General features: G+C 33.8%; 14 protein-coding genes. 8 read left to right on the plus strand and 6 right to left on the minus strand.

Annotated elements, in window-relative coordinates:
* Positions 1 to 105: 105 nt before the first annotated feature.
* The 5 genes from JOD96_RS08835 to JOD96_RS08855 all read left to right on the plus strand — a co-directional run bounded on the left by JOD96_RS08835 (position 106) and on the right by JOD96_RS08855 (position 5925).
* On the plus strand, positions 106 to 1644 hold the full coding sequence (locus tag JOD96_RS08835; RefSeq protein ID WP_209563920.1) for a glycine--tRNA ligase: 1539 nt from the start codon (positions 106 to 108) through the stop codon (positions 1642 to 1644).
* Positions 1645 to 1871: 227 nt separating this feature from the next.
* A complete protein-coding gene (locus JOD96_RS08840; protein WP_209563921.1) occupies positions 1872 to 2678 on the plus strand; it encodes a LytR/AlgR family response regulator transcription factor in 807 nt (268 codons plus the stop codon).
* A gap of 169 nt (positions 2679 to 2847) precedes the next feature.
* The gene (locus JOD96_RS08845) at positions 2848 to 3093 is read left to right on the plus strand and encodes a hypothetical protein (protein ID WP_209563922.1); all 246 of its coding nucleotides are present in this window, start codon (positions 2848 to 2850) and stop codon (positions 3091 to 3093) included.
* Between the two features lie 88 nt (positions 3094 to 3181).
* Positions 3182 to 5230, plus strand: a complete 2049-nt coding sequence (locus tag JOD96_RS08850) for a tetratricopeptide repeat-containing sensor histidine kinase (protein WP_245188380.1) — start codon at positions 3182 to 3184, stop codon at positions 5228 to 5230.
* A complete protein-coding gene (locus JOD96_RS08855; protein ID WP_209563923.1) occupies positions 5227 to 5925 on the plus strand; it encodes a response regulator transcription factor in 699 nt (232 codons plus the stop codon). Before JOD96_RS08850 ends, JOD96_RS08855 begins: the two co-directional genes overlap by 4 nt.
* Positions 5926 to 6013: 88 nt before the next feature.
* Here the strand turns inward: JOD96_RS08855 and thiL are convergent, their stop codons facing one another.
* Positions 6014 to 7060 (minus strand): thiamine-phosphate kinase, encoded by a 1047-nt coding sequence (gene thiL / locus JOD96_RS08860; protein ID WP_209564140.1) that lies wholly within the window; start codon positions 7058 to 7060, stop codon positions 6014 to 6016.
* 161 nt (positions 7061 to 7221) lie between these two features.
* On the opposite strand from thiL, the gene JOD96_RS08865 reads away from it, so the two are divergent.
* The 3 genes from JOD96_RS08865 to JOD96_RS08875 all read left to right on the plus strand — a co-directional run bounded on the left by JOD96_RS08865 (position 7222) and on the right by JOD96_RS08875 (position 9336).
* Positions 7222 to 8154: a 1-phosphofructokinase family hexose kinase gene (locus tag JOD96_RS08865; protein ID WP_209563924.1), complete on the plus strand. Its 933-nt coding sequence runs from the start codon at positions 7222 to 7224 to the stop codon at positions 8152 to 8154.
* 162 nt (positions 8155 to 8316) lie between these two features.
* Positions 8317 to 8796, plus strand: a complete 480-nt coding sequence (locus tag JOD96_RS08870) for a DinB family protein (protein ID WP_209563925.1) — start codon at positions 8317 to 8319, stop codon at positions 8794 to 8796.
* Positions 8797 to 8838: 42 nt separating this feature from the next.
* Positions 8839 to 9336: a DinB family protein gene (locus JOD96_RS08875; RefSeq protein WP_209563926.1), complete on the plus strand. Its 498-nt coding sequence runs from the start codon at positions 8839 to 8841 to the stop codon at positions 9334 to 9336.
* Positions 9337 to 9378: 42 nt separating this feature from the next.
* Here JOD96_RS08875 and JOD96_RS08880 read toward each other — a convergent pair whose 3' ends face one another.
* The 5 genes from JOD96_RS08880 to JOD96_RS08900 form a co-directional block, all read right to left on the minus strand.
* Positions 9379 to 10338, minus strand: coding sequence for a helix-turn-helix transcriptional regulator (locus JOD96_RS08880; protein ID WP_209563927.1), 960 nt, complete (start codon positions 10336 to 10338; stop codon positions 9379 to 9381).
* Positions 10339 to 10471: 133 nt separating this feature from the next.
* Positions 10472 to 11800, minus strand: a complete 1329-nt coding sequence (locus tag JOD96_RS08885; RefSeq protein ID WP_209563928.1) for a hypothetical protein — start codon at positions 11798 to 11800, stop codon at positions 10472 to 10474.
* Positions 11801 to 11894: 94 nt separating this feature from the next.
* Complete coding sequence (gene lepA / locus JOD96_RS08890) at positions 11895 to 13691, minus strand: translation elongation factor 4 (protein ID WP_209563929.1); 1797 nt, start codon at positions 13689 to 13691, stop codon at positions 11895 to 11897.
* Positions 13692 to 13855: 164 nt separating this feature from the next.
* Complete coding sequence (locus JOD96_RS08895) at positions 13856 to 14590, minus strand: NUDIX hydrolase (RefSeq protein WP_209563930.1); 735 nt, start codon at positions 14588 to 14590, stop codon at positions 13856 to 13858.
* A gap of 16 nt (positions 14591 to 14606) precedes the next feature.
* A complete protein-coding gene (locus JOD96_RS08900) occupies positions 14607 to 15323 on the minus strand; it encodes an NUDIX hydrolase (protein ID WP_209563931.1) in 717 nt (238 codons plus the stop codon).
* Positions 15324 to 15503: the final 180 nt, after the last annotated feature.

Consider the following 15503-nt stretch of genomic DNA (forward strand, 5'->3'; position numbering starts at 1 on the left):
TAAACACAAATAGAAAGAATTTAGTTACAAAAATAACGAAATGAATCCTTCAATCTTAATTATTTTTCTTTTTTTTAAAAGTACTTTTTATATTTTTGCATCACTATGGCAAAACAAGAAGATTTATTTAAGAATGTGGTTTCGCACGCAAAAGAGTACGGATTTATTTTTCCGTCAAGCGAAGTTTACGACGGATTAAGTGCTGTCTATGATTATGCACAAAATGGTGTCGAGTTAAAAAAGAATATCCGTGAATATTGGTGGAAATCAATGGTTCAGATGAATGAGAATATTGTCGGCCTTGATGCTGCAATATTAATGCACCCGACAACCTGGAAAGCTTCAGGTCACGTTGATGCCTTCAATGACCCGTTAATTGATAATAAAGATTCTAAAAAAAGATATAGAGCAGACGTTTTGGTTGAAGATTATGCTGAAAAGATCAATCAAAAAGCTCAAAAAGAAATCGAAAAAGCAAGAGCTCGTTTTGGTGATGCTTTTAATGAAGAAGAATTTGTTTCAACAAATGCCCGCGTTATAGAATATCTTTCAAAATACAAAGAAATTTTATCAAGACTGGCAAAAGGAATGAGCGAAGATCTTCAGGATGTAAAAGCTTTAATCGAAGAATTAGAGATTGCTGATCCTGAAACCGGTTCAAGAAACTGGACAGATGTTAAGCAGTTCAACTTAATGTTCGGGACCAAATTGGGTGCTTCTGCAGATTCTGCAATGGATTTGTATTTGCGTCCGGAAACGGCTCAGGGTATTTTTGTGAACTTTTTAAATGTTCAGAAATCGGGGCGTATGAAAGTTCCTTTTGGAATCGCTCAAACAGGTAAAGCGTTTAGAAACGAAATTGTTGCAAGACAATTCATTTTCCGTATGCGTGAATTTGAACAAATGGAAATGCAGTTTTTTGTACGTCCGGGAGAAGAAATGCAATGGTACGAACACTGGAAAAAAACACGTTTAAACTGGCACTTATCTTTAGGATTAGGTAAAGAGAACTACCGTTTTCATGATCACGAAAAATTAGCGCATTACGCAAATGCAGCAGCAGATATTGAGTTTAATTTCCCATTCGGATTCAAAGAACTGGAGGGAATTCACTCTCGTACCGATTTTGACTTAAAAGCGCACGAACAATATTCAGGTAGAAAATTACAATATTTTGATCCTGAGCTTAATGAAAACTATGTGCCGTATGTAGTAGAAACATCTGTAGGTCTTGACCGTATGTTTTTAGCAGTTTTTGCAACATCATTGCAGGAAGAAACTTTAGAAGACGGTTCTACAAGAACAGTGCTAAAATTGCCTGCAGTCCTTGCGCCAACTAAAGCAGCTGTTTTACCATTAGTTAAAAAAGACGGATTACCGGAAATCTCTAAAAAAATCATCGAAGATTTAAAATGGGACTTCAATGTTTCTTATGATGAAAAAGATGCCGTAGGCCGTCGTTACAGAAGACAGGATGCTCTTGGAACTCCGTTCTGTATAACAGTAGATCATCAGACTTTGGAAGATGAAACAGTAACAATTCGTCACAGAGATACAATGAAACAGGATCGAGTAAAAATTGCTGAATTAAAAGATATTATTGAGAACGAAGTTTCAATGAAAAACTGGTTAATGAAGATGTAATTTTTCTGCAAATAACTTTATAATATCCCAAATTTCGATCTAATCGGAGTTTGGGATTTTTTTATTTCCATTTCTGAATTTTAACAATTGTTTATAATATATTAAAAATGAAATATTTGCATTCGTAAAATTTGTATTTTTAATAAATTATAAAAAAATTAGGCAATTCATAAGAAAACTAATCAAATAGTTTCTTAGATTTCATCGAAAATTAAGACAAACTACTATTGAAAAAGTACTCGTATATTATCATTGATGATAATGCTGAAAGTATTCTGGAAACCAAAACCATCGCAGAAGGTTTTCCGGAGTTAACTTTTTTGGCTTCGGCTACGAATTACCCAAAAGCATTGCAATTAGTTCTGGAACACAAACCATCACTTATCTTTATTGAAATAGATCCCAAGGATTTATCCAGTAATTTATCCCTTTATTTCATCAATGAATTGTATCGGTATTTATCGGTTATGCCAAAAATAATAGTGACTACTTCTAAAAGAGAACTTGCTTACGAAGCTATTCAATATGGAGTTTTTGATTATTTGCTAAAACCCATTTTGCAAATTGATATGCTCAAAACGGTTTTGAAGTTGGATAAAGCTACTTTGGAAACGGAATCTATTAAAATCAGAAATGAAATAAATGCTGTTATCCCAGTCCTGCAGAAGCCTCAAATTGCAGAACAGCCCCTGACTATTTGTATAAAGTCATATGGAGATTATCGCTACTTGAATGCTGCCGATATTACTTATTTTCAGGCAGACAATAATTCGACCGATATCTATCTCAATACAGGCGAAATGATAACTGCTTTTAAAACGCTTAAACATTTTGAGAATGTGCTGACTTATCCTTTTTTCAGGATCCACAACAGCTACATAATTAATCGCAATTATATTGCCCGAATTCATAGTGGAAATTCAATCTGTTACCTGAAAAATTCAACCAAAAAAATACCTTTTTCCAAAACATATAAATCAAATATTGATCTCATAATTACTGATTTTATTATAGGAAATTACTTAGAAGTCTAAAAATTAGGTATTTACGTAAAATTCACGCTCATCTACTATCAATTGGGCATGTTCTACCACAAACCAATTTTTTTATATAAATTTTTTTCATTCCCGACTTAGTTTTACACCGTGATTGACAGAACAATCACATCCCCAAATAAATCATAAAACAAAAAAATCTAAGATCATGAAAAAAACAGCTCTAACATTCGGATTATTCTCTTTAGCAATGGTTGCAACTTCTTCTGCTACTCCTACAAATCAAGCCATTTTTTCAAATCACAGATCAAGTATTGAACTGCCTGTTGATGGAGCTACAGGCGGTGGAAGAAAACAAGATCGTATAGTAAAAGATGAAATGGAAACAAAAAACAATGAGTTTGGTTTTGCTAATATTAATCAATCTTTAGGAGGAAATAAAAAAGTAGATTAAATCCAATAGAAAATAATTACAAAATATTTTAGGCTGTCAAATTTTTGACAGCCTTTTTTTATATTTTTGATGAAATTCAAAATTTCCATTGAAAAAATATTCTCAAATAATATTGTGCCTGCTTTTGTTTTCTTTTAGCTGTACTAAGAAAAACAACCTGAATAAAAGCATATCTCCAGAAGATAGCCTTCCTGTTTATTTATCTTTGGCAAACGATATTAATTTAGATTATTATCTAAAACAAAAATACAACCAAAAGGCTTTTTCCATTATCATAAATCAAAAAAACGACTCACTCAGCAGAGCAAATTTGTTTAAAGTGGCTAATCGATATTATAATATGAACGATCTCAAATCGTATCGTGAAATATCAGAGTTAGTGCTGGACAAATCTGTAAGCGCTAAAGATTCCTCAAGTATAGCAAAAGCATACACCTATCTTGGAGATTATTATAGTGCTCATATAATTTCAGACAGTGCGTTCAGAAATTATTTTAAAGCCCAGAAAATTTATCTTCAAATTGATGATAAGTATAATTTATCCAAAACATTATTAAGCAAGGCAAGTTTACAATATAATGAAGGAGATTTTTTTGAGAGTGAAATATCTGTTTTTAAGGCTTTAAGCATACTAAAACAGCAAAAAAATGTAAACGACCAGCTTTACGAATGCTATAATTTACTGGGAATTCTTTATAACGAAAAAGAAGAATATGCCCGTGCCTTAGAATTTCAAAACAAAGCTTTGATTACATTAAATGATAAGACCATACCGCCGGACCTGCAGCTAAAAGCTACATCGCTGAACAATATTGGTTTTATTTATATGCGAATGCGAAAATTTAAACAGGCAATAGCTTATTTTGAAGAAGGACTAAACGAGAAAAATCTCTTTGAAGAGAAAACATTTTTATACGCCATGCTATTAGACAACCTGGCCTATTCTAAGTTAAAGTCTAAAAGAATGGACGGGCTTCCGGATCAGTTTTACAGGTCTTTAAAAATTCGGGACAGCCTGGGCCTTAAGATGGCTAAAATATCAAATCAAATACATTTGTCGGAGTATTATGCCTTTAAAAAAGATACCTTTAAGGCCATTCAGTTTTCAAAACAAGCGTTATTGCTTTCCCGTTCTTCTGATAAACTGACTAATACTTTACTGGCTCTTAAACAAATTGCAGTTGTAGATCCCCGAAATGCATCTCAATATTCTAAAGAATACATTCGTCTTAACGATAAAATGTTGAAGGCAGAGCGTAACATGGGAGAAAAATTTTCCCGAATTGAATATGAAACAAATGAAATAAAAGACCAAAACTCTAATTTGCAGGAAAAGAATAAAACATTAGTATATGTTTTTAGTATTTGTACGCTGATAGGCTTGTTTTTTTATGTTTATAAAACCCAACAGGCCAAAAACAGGGAATTACTTTTTAAACAGCAGCAGCAAATTGCCAATGAGGATATTTATAACCTAATGATTTCACAGCAAAATGATATTGAGCTGACACGTATCAGAGAAAAGAAAAAAGTTGCACAGGAACTGCATGACGGTGTTTTGGGAAGAATGTTCGGTGTGAGAATAAGTTTGGACAGCCTTGATAAAATTAATGAAGAGGAAGCAGCACCAAAAAGGAAAAAATACCTGACCGAACTTAAAAATATAGAAGAAGATATACGGGAAATTTCGCATGATTTAAACCGCGAAAAATCGGAACTAATTAATAATTTTGTTTTGATTTTGAATAAGTTGTTTGAAAATCAGCAAAATACATATCCTTCAAAACTGATTACTACATTTGATTCTCAAATCAAATGGGAACTGGTCAGCAATGCAGTTAAAATTAATTTGTACCGGATTATTCAGGAAGCGCTTCAGAATTGTAATAAATATGCGAAAGCAAAAATAATTACAGTTGAATTTAAAAATGAAGTAAATCACCTAATATTGTCTGTTTTTGATGACGGAATTGGTTTTAACCCAAAGAGAACCAAAAACGGTATCGGATTGCATAATATCGAATACAGGGTGGCAGAATGTAAGGGAAGCGTAATTATAAAATCGGCCCCGGGAGAAGGAACGATGCTTCTTGTAAAAATACCAATTGACCAAAAAATTAACCTGCAAAAGAAATGACAGTTGACCCAAAAACCACAGGTTCTCAATTAATTAAACGAAATGTATTAATTGTTGATGATCATCCGTTTATAATCGAAGGATACAAAAATGCTATAACACGGTATAATCCTCAGCAATATGAGTTTGAGATTTCTCAGGCTTATGACTGCAGATCGGCCTTTGATTTGATAGAAGATGAAGCTGCACCCAATTTTGATGTTGCTTTTTTGGATATCAGTATGCCGCCTTATGAAGAAAAAGATATTTTTTCGGGTGAAGACCTGGCAAAATTACTTTCAAAAAAAATGCCTTTTTGCAAGATTGTTTTACTAACGATGTACACCGAATTGCTGAAAATAAAAACAATCATCAGAACGATACATCCAAATGGCTTGATTATAAAAAACGATTTAACCTTTGATGAATTGCTTTTTGCATTTGACAGAGTGATGAAAAATGAGAAATATTACAGTCAGTCAGTACAAAAAATGCTAAATCAGTCCACTCATCACTCAATAGAAGTGGATGAATTCGACAAACAGATTTTATTTCATTTATCAAAAGGAACTCCGGTAGCAGAAATGCCCCAATATATTCCAATATCTTTGAATGCCATAGAAAAGAGAAGATCCAATTTGAAAGAATTGCTTAAAATAAGATCAGGCCTTGACGAGGATTTGGTTAAAGAAGCCAAAAGCAAAGGGCTTTTTTAAAGATAAATTCCAAATAAAAAAATCCAAATTTCAAATGGCATGATGCACTATTGGAATTTGGAATTTTTTATATTTAAATTTTTAATATTTATTCACTCAAAGCATCCCAGCCACGTGCTTTTAAGGCAATTTTGGTATTCGCACGGGTTATCAAATGGATTCCTTCACTTTCGTCTGCCATATGGCCAATAACAGAAAAATTCGGGTTGCCTTTTATTTTGTCAAAATCATTAATGTCAATCGTGAATAGCAGTTCATAATCTTCACCACCGTTAATAGCGACAGTTGTGCTATCGATATTAAACTCTTCACAAGTCGAAATAAACTGTGGATCGAGCGGAAGTTTGTCTTCATATAAATTACAACCCACTTTTGACTGTTTGCACAAATGAATAATTTCTGAAGAAAGGCCATCAGAAATATCAATCATTGAAGTTGGTTTTATTTCAAGAGCGTGCAAAAGCGTGCGCACATCCTTTCTTGCTTCCGGTTTTAATTGTCTTTCTACCAAATAGGTATAAGGATCTAAATCGGGCTGATTGTTTGGATTAACCTGAAACACCTGTTTCTCACGTTCCAAAACCTGCAGTCCCATATAAGCAGCACCAATATCTCCGGTTACAACCAACAGATCCGTTTGTTTGGCGCCGTTTCTGTAAACGATTTCGTCTTCACTGGCTTCACCAATTGCAGTAATGCTGATAATCAATCCTTTTTGAGATGAGGTAGTATCCCCGCCAATAACATCAACCTTATATTCTTTTGCAGCGTGTGTAATCCCTTCAAATAATTCTTCTAAGGCTTCCAGAGGGAAACGGTTAGAAACGGCCACAGAAACGGTTATTTGCGTTGGTTTGGCATTCATAGCACAAATGTCAGAAACATTCACAACAACAGATTTATAACCTAAATGTTTTAATGGCATATAAGCCAGGTCAAAATGCACCCCTTCAATTAGTAAATCGGTAGAAACCACTACTTTTTTATCCTTAAAATCAAGGACAGCAGCATCATCACCTATACTTTTTAAAGTAGACTCCTGAGTAACATCAAAATTTTTGGTTAAATGTTCTATTAAACCAAATTCGCCTAATTGAGCAATACTGGTACGTTGCGGATTTTTATCTTCGATCATTTTTTCTAAGTTCCAATGTTTATAAGTTACAAAGGTACAATCCCGAAGCTTGGGTAGCAAAGGTTTTGTCATTTTTGATCGAAATCACTTTGATTTGTACCCATTCAAATTTTAAAATTGACATTTTTTTTGCATCTTTAATAGAATTAAAAACAGCAAAAATGAAAACATTCGATATAGTCACACTAACCGTAAACCCCTCGGTTGATAAAAGCACCCACTTTTCGGGATTAATTGCAGAAAAGAAAATAAGATGTAAAGAGCCTCAGTTTGATGCCGGCGGCGGGGGAATAAATGTTTCTAAAGCAATTGCTCGCTTACGCGGAAATTCTTTAGCAGTGTTTACAGCAGGCGGACCAGTGGGAGAAATGCTCAAAGATTTAGTAAAAAAAGAAAAAGTAGATTTTGAAGTCATTGATATCAAAACTGCAACAAGAGAAAATTTTATTGCTGTCGATGACAATACCAATTCGCAGTACCGCTTCGGATTTGCCGGTGATGTTCTCGAAGCATCAGAAGTTGAGCAGATTTTAGAAACAATTTCAAATCTTAAACCTAAATTTTTAGTCGCAAGCGGGAGCCTAAACGAAGGGCTGTCTGATGATTTTTATCAGAAGGTGGCTGAAATAGCAAAAAAGTCAGATACAAAATTAATTGTGGATACTTCTGGCGAAGCTTTGAAGAAAATTTTAGAAACAGGTGTTTATCTCATAAAACCAAACGTAGGTGAACTTGCCAAACTCATTGGAATGGAAAGATTGGAAATAGAAGAAGTAGATGATGCCGCAAAACAAATCATAGCAAAAGGCGGAGCAGAAATTGTAGTGGTTTCACTTGGCCCGCAAGGAGCCGTTTTGGTCACAAAAGAGAGTTGTGAATTTGTGCCGGCGCCAAATGTTTCCAAAAAAAGCACCGTTGGAGCAGGAGACAGTATGGTAGGGGGAATGGTTTGGGCATTGTCTCAAAACAAAAGCATGAAAGAAGTAATTCGCTGGGGAGTTGCGTGCGGATCTGCAGCAACAATGAATGAAGGAACACAATTATTTAAATATGAAGATGCGAATCGTTTGTTTGAATGGCTAAAGAGTAAATAATGTTTTCAGCGAATTAGTGTTTTCAATCTAAAATTGTAGAGCGCACAGCAGTGTATGCCTACGAAAATAAAAAAATATTTATTTTTTATTTTACTGCTGACAAACTGTTGTCACCGGCCCGTTTTACTTTTGAAGTATTAAAAAATTTAAAACTTTAAAATCATGAAAACATTAGCTGCACAAGTAATTACTCCCGAAGATTTATTGAAACACTGGCAAGGTCACCGCGCCCTTACAAGACGTGTAATCGAATTTTTTCCTGAAAAAGATTTCTTCGAGTTCTCAATTGGAGGAATGAGAACATTTGCAAAATTAACCGACGAACTTCTGGCTATTGCGGTTCCGGGGCTTAAAGGGATTGTGACTAAACAAGTCGAGCCTTTTAACGAAGGAGGGGAAAAATTGGTTTTTAAAGCGCAATATCTTGAAAAATGGGATCAGGCAACTGATGAAATCAATAAATATTGGGAAAAATTATCGATTGAAGATTTTAATGAAAACTTTAATCTGTTTGGACAATATGAATTTCCTGTTATTCAAAATATTTTATATTTTATTGACAACGAAGTACATCACCGAGGACAAGGTTATGTTTATTTAAGAGCTTTAAATATTGAACCTCCATTCTTCTGGGAAAGATAAATATGATTCTTAAATATTTCATTTAACTTAAAAATCAACATTATGAGCTTACAAAAATTAATGACCAACTATGCAGACTATAATGTATGGGTAAACCAGCAATTTGTAAACTGGCTTTCTGCAAAATCTGATGAATTACTAAATCAGGAAGTTCCGTCGAGCTATTCGAGCATTTCCAAAACGCTTCGCCATATTTTGGAAACAGAAGAATACTGGTATTCGGTGATTGCAGAAACCGCTCCATTTGAGAGAAAGGAAAATGTTACTTTAAGCACAAAAGAAATATTTGAAGGATTACTAGAGAGTTCTTCAAAACTGGCTGGCTACATAAAGTCATTGTCAGAAGAAGAATTATCTAAAGAAATTAAAATCGAAAATCCATGGTTTCAGTGTGAGTTTCCTTTAAGTGAATATTTACTCCAGGTTGTCAATCACGGCACATATCACAGAGGTCAGATTGTAACAATTGGCAGAAATATCGGAATTACAGATGCCTCAAATACAGATTATAATTTTTATAATGTAGTAAAAACACAGTAAACAAAAACTCCTCAATTGATGTAAAATCAGTTGAGGAGTTTTTTATGAAAGCCTTTTTCTGTTTACTTCCAGAAGTTCCAAAGTTTTGGTTTTAAGTATTTCAGGTTCTAGAATTGTGGCATAATCGCCAAACATTAAAAACCATCTTGGAAAACCATTTTCTATATCGCGGCACATGAACGTCATTTCGATTTGCCCGTCTATTTCTTTTTCAGAAACATAGCCATGATATTTTCTTTCGTTAGCCAAATATCGCGCAATTTTTTTTTCAATCAGGATTCGGACTTTGGTAGTCGGAATAGTTTCTGTTTTGGTTAAATACGTTTCAAGAGAATCATGTTCTATGGTAAAATCAAGATCTGTTTTTTTAATTTCCTGAATTCGGTCGGTACGAAACTGGCGATAATCTTTTCTCAAATGACAATACCCCAGAAAATACCAATTGTTATGATCGTGAAATACACCCACAGGCTCTAAATTTCGCTGCGTAGTTTCTTCTTTGTCAAAAGTTTTATAAGTCAAAAGAATCTGTTTTTTTTCGGCAATAGCTTCAAAAAGAATAGCCAGAGTATTGGGAGAATTATCATTAAACAAGGGTTCTGTAGTCTGCATGACAACTCTGGATTCAATATTCGAAAGATAATCTTTGTCGCCGCTCCTCAAAACCGATTTTAGTTTATACATCGCCGATGCATAATGTGTTCCCAGAGAAGGGTCAGTAAATTTCTGCATTAGTTTTTCAGCGGCAATAAAACTGCTCACTTCTTCACGCGTAAACATAACGGGCGGTAATCTGTAGCCCTCCATCAAAGCATAACCAACTCCGGCTTCGCTGTAAATAGGAACTCCGGAAGCTTCGAGAGTTCGAATATCCCTGTAAATGGTTCTCAGACTACAGTCAAAACGATCTGCCAATTCCTGTGCTTTTACAATTTTTTTAGATTGCAGTTGAATAAGAATAGCAACAATTCGGTCAAAGCGTTTTGGAGATTCGTCGAGCATTTTTTAGGGTTCTAAGGTTCTTAGTGGCTGAGGTTCTAAGATTCAAAGATACAAAGGTTGAGAGTTTTTAAAATGATTCATTAAAAATTAAACAAAAAACCCAACAACTTTCGTCATCGGGTTTATCTATAATTTAAGCTTTAAATTTTCTGAAAGACTGGATCATTTCATAAATACCAAAAGCAATAGTTATTTTACCAAATAAGAAAGGAAATAAACTTAGAAAGCAATTAAATTTCAAAAGACTTTCTCCTGCTTTATAATATTCATTTTTAAAATCGGTAATTAAGAAAAATCTAAAATAGCCATAAATGAAATCTTGCCAGTTTTGTAAATTAATAGTTTTGTTAAAGTTCTCAAATATAAAAAAGGGAGTGAAGAATATCAGTCCAATAATTATAGTAAACCAAAAAGCCCAAGTCCAACTTCCAAAATTTGAAGACCATTTTGTTGCCCATAAAATTGTTTTGTCTTTAAAATCTATTTTAAAATTTAATTCTTTATAATGAGCAGCCAATTCATAATTTCTAAATTTATTGAAATCAATTCGGTTTTCAGCCTTTTGAAGCTCTTGTTTGATTGTTCTAATAGTTATTCTGTCACACTCATCTATTTTCGTAATTCGAATATCATCAAACCACACCTTTTTCTCGAAAATAATTCTTATAAAACAGACTATATCAAAATATGTTTGCTGGAAGGAAACATTATCAGAAAAAGTGGTTTCTTCAATTCTTAATTTATGTAACCAATAATTGTTGAAATTTGCTAATTTAGAAAAGTGACAATTTTCAAACCATAGAAAAGAAGAATTTAAATATGGTAAGCCAGAGAATGTTGCTAGTCCTGTAAAAGAGCATTCTTTAAATTGTGAAATATTATAAATAGAATCATATCTAAATTCTTTGGAAAAATTACAATTGTAAAACATTATTTGGTCTAATGAAACAGAATCAAAGTAGCATCCTTCAAAAAAATTAACACTACTAATGTCGAAAGATGTTTCTTTCAAAAATTGAGCATTTTTTAACCACAAATTTGAATCGAAACTGCATTCATATATTTTGAAATTTCCTTTTATGAAAATGTTAGGGGTATTATTATGAGTATTAAATTCGTGATTCGAAAACTCTAAAACTCCAATGGTTGATTTACGGATATGGAATCTATCGCAAGTAAAAGTGTTGGAGATAAATGTAAGGTCTTCTAAATCACTTTCGAAAAACATATTGGATTCAAAAATGCATTCTTCAAATCTAAGTCGATGTAAACATTCTTTTTTATTTTTATAAAATTGTATTTGCTTTCCCGAAAACTTTATGTGAGAAAAAATTATTAATAAGTTGACTCTTTCTAAATCAATATTTAAAGGTTTGGTAATTTCAACTACAAGATCAGAAATCGTCTCTACATAATCTGAGTAAATTATTTTCTGAAACTCTTCACCACTTATTGCTTCCATAACTTTTTATCAAAAATAAACAAAAAACCCGACAACTTTCGTCATCGGGTCTATCTATATTCTTTTCTCTTTCTTCTATTTTCTAAAATAAAAATTAGTCGTTAAGTTTCAAAACAGCCATAAAAGCCTCTTGCGGAATCTCAACGTTTCCTACCTGTCTCATACGTTTTTTACCTTTTTTCTGTTTTTCCAAAAGTTTACGCTTACGCGAAATATCTCCACCGTAACATTTTGCGGTAACGTCTTTACGAAGTGCTTTGATCGTTTCACGAGCGATAATTTTTGCCCCAATCGCAGCCTGAATCGGAATATCAAATTGCTGTCTTGGAATTAATTCGCGTAATTTCTCAGTCATTTTTTTACCGATGTTATACGCATTATCTTCGTGAATCAATGCAGAAAGCGCATCAACAGTCTGTGCATTTAAAAGAACATCCAGTTTTACCAGTTTTGAAGTTTTCATTCCGATAGGAGAATAATCAAAAGAAGCATAACCTTTAGAAACTGTTTTCAGACGATCGTAAAAATCAAATACGATTTCGGCCAATGGCATATCAAAATTCAACTCAACCCTTTCAGTCGTTAAATACGTTTGATTGGTAATCTGACCACGTTTTTCAATACATAAACTCATTACGTTTCCTACGAAATCAGCTTTTGTAATGATTGTCGCTTTAATATACGGTTCTTCAACTCTGTCTAAACGAGAAGGTTCAGGCAAATCAGAAGGATTGTTTACAATAAAAGGAGTTTCAGGATCTTTTTTGGTATAAGCCAAATACGAAACGTTGGGAACTGTAGTAATTACAGTCATATCGAACTCACGCTCTAAACGTTCCTGGATAATTTCCATGTGAAGCATTCCTAAGAATCCGCAACGGAAACCAAATCCTAACGCTGCGGAACTTTCAGGTGTAAAAACTAACGAAGCATCATTCAATTGCAGTTTCTCCATAGAAGAACGTAAATCTTCATAATCTTCAGTATCAACAGGATAAATTCCGGCGAATACCATCGGTTTTACGTCCTCAAAACCCGTAATCATATTTGTGGTTGGCGTTTTTGCATCCGTTAAGGTATCACCAACTTTCACTTCTTTTGCTTCCTTGATTCCGGAAATCAAATAACCAACATCTCCGGCAGAAATCACATTTTTCGGAACCTGATTTAATTTTAACGTTCCAATTTCGTCAGCAAAATATTCATTTCCGGTGGCCATGAATTTAATTTTTTGCCCTTTTTTGATTTCACCGTTTACAACTCTAAAGATTACTTCGATTCCACGAAACGGATTGTAAACCGAGTCAAAAATCAAAGCCTGCAACGGTTCGTCTTTATTTCCTTTTGGAGCCGGAATTTTTTCGATAATGGCAGCTAAAATATTTTCAACACCAAAACCTGTTTTTCCCGAAGCATGAATAATATCTTCTAATTTACAACCTAATAAATCGATAATATCATCACTTACTTCCTCAGGATTAGCACTTGGTAAATCTACTTTGTTTAAGACCGGAATAATTTCCAGATCATTCTCTAAAGCCAAATATAAGTTAGAAATCGTTTGTGCCTGGATACTTTGTGCAGCATCTACAATCAAAAGTGCCCCTTCACAGGCCGCAATAGATCTGGAAACTTCGTATGAAAAGTCAACGTGACCCGGAGTATCAATTAAGTTTAAAATATATTCTTCTCCCTTATAAGTATATTCCATTTGAATGGCGTGACTTTTAATGGTGATTCCACGCTCACGCTCCAGATCCATGTTGTCAAGCAATTGTGCTTTTTCTTCACGAGCTGTAACGGTTTGTGTAGCGCCAAGTAAACGGTCTGCCAATGTACTTTTACCGTGGTCAATGTGTGCAATAATGCAAAAGTTACGTATCTTCTTCATTTTATATATTCAATTCTCTATACGAGTTTTTAGTATTTTTGGGTATGAATTTGCGCTGTTGTAAATACTTTACAGCGTGTTATTAAGGGGCAAAGATAGCGCAAAGTTTTGGATTCTGGAATGTAGTTTGGCCGATAGTTCGGTACTGAAAATAAAATTTGGACTTAAAATTCAAAATTAAATCCTTTTTCGGTTAATTTTTTGTAGATATCGGAATCAAATTTGTAAAGTTTTGCAGCTCTGTGTGAGACTTCCTGCTGTTTTTCGTCGAGTGCTGCCAGGAGCTTCATATGAAGAAATTTTCTTCTGAAATTAGACTTATCTAATTCAACACCTAAAATTTCTTCATAAAGATGCATCAATTGTAATAAGGTGAATTTCTCCGGCAAAAGGTTAAAACCAATTGGAGCCTGGCGAACCCGGTTACGTAAATGCATTAAACTAAAGTTTAGAATTTCATTATGATCAAAAATCAAATCCGGCACTTCATTAATTTTATGCCATTTGGCTTCAATAACTTTTAAGCCGGCTTTTATATTATAATCCTCGCGGTTTATTAGCGTGTAATAACCTATAGTTATAACTCTCTCAGAAATAACACGATCAGGATCTGCAAAAGCTTTTAGCTGCTCAAGGTAAATATTGTCAAGACTCGTGAGTTCATACACAATTCGGTGAGCGGCATTATCAATACTTTCTTTTATATTGACCCGTCCGCCAAGAAGCCCCCATTTTCCTTTACTTTCTCCTCCTGCGTGCTGAACCAGGAGAACCTCCAGATTTTGTTTGTTGAAACCAAATATAACGCAGTCAATAGAAATTTCTTCTATAATATCTTCATTGATTTCTTCAGGAGTATCTAAAGTGTTTTTGTTATTTTTTGAGCGTAAAGATTCCATTTTTGATAAATATGTTTTAAAACTCAAAATTGAAACCTTTTTCTGTAAGCTTCTGATAGATAGCAGGGTCAAATTTATATAATTTGGCTGCGCGGTGCGAAACATCTTGTTGCTTCTCATCAAGAGCAACCAATAGCTTCATATGAAGGATCTTTCTTCTGAAATTTGATTTATCCATTTCGACTCCCAAAATTTCTTCATATAAATGCATTAACTGCAATAAAGTAAATTTTTCGGGTAAAAGATTAAATCCAAGCGGCGCCTGACGAACCCTGTTTCGAAGATGTTTCAGGCTGTAAGATAAAATTTCGTTATGGTCGTAAATTAAATCAGGAATGTTGTTGATTTTGTACCATTTGGCATCAGAAGCTGTAAAACCTGCCTTAATGTTATAATCTTCACGTTTTACCAAGGCATAATATCCTATAGTGATAACACGGCGAAGCGGGAAACGATCCGGATCTCCAAATGCTTTTAATTGTTCCAGATAGATATTGTCAAGACCCGTAAGTTCATTTAATAAACGATGTGCAGCATTATCGGTACTTTCTCTTTTATATATCCAGCCTCCGGGAAGACCCCATTTTCCTTTGCTGATTCCTTCTCCATGTTGTACCAAAAGTACTTCAAGACTTCCTTTATCAAAACCAAATATGACACAGTCAATTGTGATTGCATTCATCGCGGTCTGCTCGCTTTTCAAAAGTGAATCCTCATCTACATTTTTAACCATATCCTGCTCTAAATTTTGACAAATTAAATAAATAAAATGAATAATAGGTGCCTTAAATATTTTATATTTTTTTTAACGTAACAAATTTCTGATAATCAACGGTTTGTTAAACTGCTAATTTATTCATTTTATTTTTTTAATTCTTAAATGTCTGATTGCCAAATCGCTAATTCGATATTT

The organism is Flavobacterium sp. 1355, from assembly GCF_017833415.1.
In the GTDB taxonomy this organism is placed as follows: domain Bacteria; phylum Bacteroidota; class Bacteroidia; order Flavobacteriales; family Flavobacteriaceae; genus Flavobacterium.

Excerpts from the sequence above, each read along its gene's own strand:
- JOD96_RS08835 (WP_209563920.1), top strand. The coding sequence starts at position 106 with ATGGCAAAACAAGAAGATTTATTTAAGAATGTGGTTTCGCACGCAAAA.
- JOD96_RS08845 (WP_209563922.1), top strand. The coding sequence starts at position 2,848 with ATGAAAAAAACAGCTCTAACATTCGGATTATTCTCTTTAGCAATGGTT.
- JOD96_RS08855 (WP_209563923.1), top strand. The coding sequence starts at position 5,227 with ATGACAGTTGACCCAAAAACCACAGGTTCTCAATTAATTAAACGAAAT.
- thiL (WP_209564140.1), bottom strand. The coding sequence starts at position 7,060 with ATGATCGAAGATAAAAATCCGCAACGTACCAGTATTGCTCAATTAGGC.
- JOD96_RS08865 (WP_209563924.1), top strand. The coding sequence starts at position 7,222 with ATGAAAACATTCGATATAGTCACACTAACCGTAAACCCCTCGGTTGAT.
- JOD96_RS08870 (WP_209563925.1), top strand. The coding sequence starts at position 8,317 with ATGAAAACATTAGCTGCACAAGTAATTACTCCCGAAGATTTATTGAAA.
- JOD96_RS08875 (WP_209563926.1), top strand. The coding sequence starts at position 8,839 with ATGAGCTTACAAAAATTAATGACCAACTATGCAGACTATAATGTATGG.
- JOD96_RS08880 (WP_209563927.1), bottom strand. The coding sequence starts at position 10,338 with ATGCTCGACGAATCTCCAAAACGCTTTGACCGAATTGTTGCTATTCTT.
- JOD96_RS08885 (WP_209563928.1), bottom strand. The coding sequence starts at position 11,800 with ATGGAAGCAATAAGTGGTGAAGAGTTTCAGAAAATAATTTACTCAGAT.
- lepA (WP_209563929.1), bottom strand. The coding sequence starts at position 13,691 with ATGAAGAAGATACGTAACTTTTGCATTATTGCACACATTGACCACGGT.
- JOD96_RS08895 (WP_209563930.1), bottom strand. The coding sequence starts at position 14,590 with ATGGAATCTTTACGCTCAAAAAATAACAAAAACACTTTAGATACTCCT.
- JOD96_RS08900 (WP_209563931.1), bottom strand. The coding sequence starts at position 15,323 with ATGGTTAAAAATGTAGATGAGGATTCACTTTTGAAAAGCGAGCAGACC.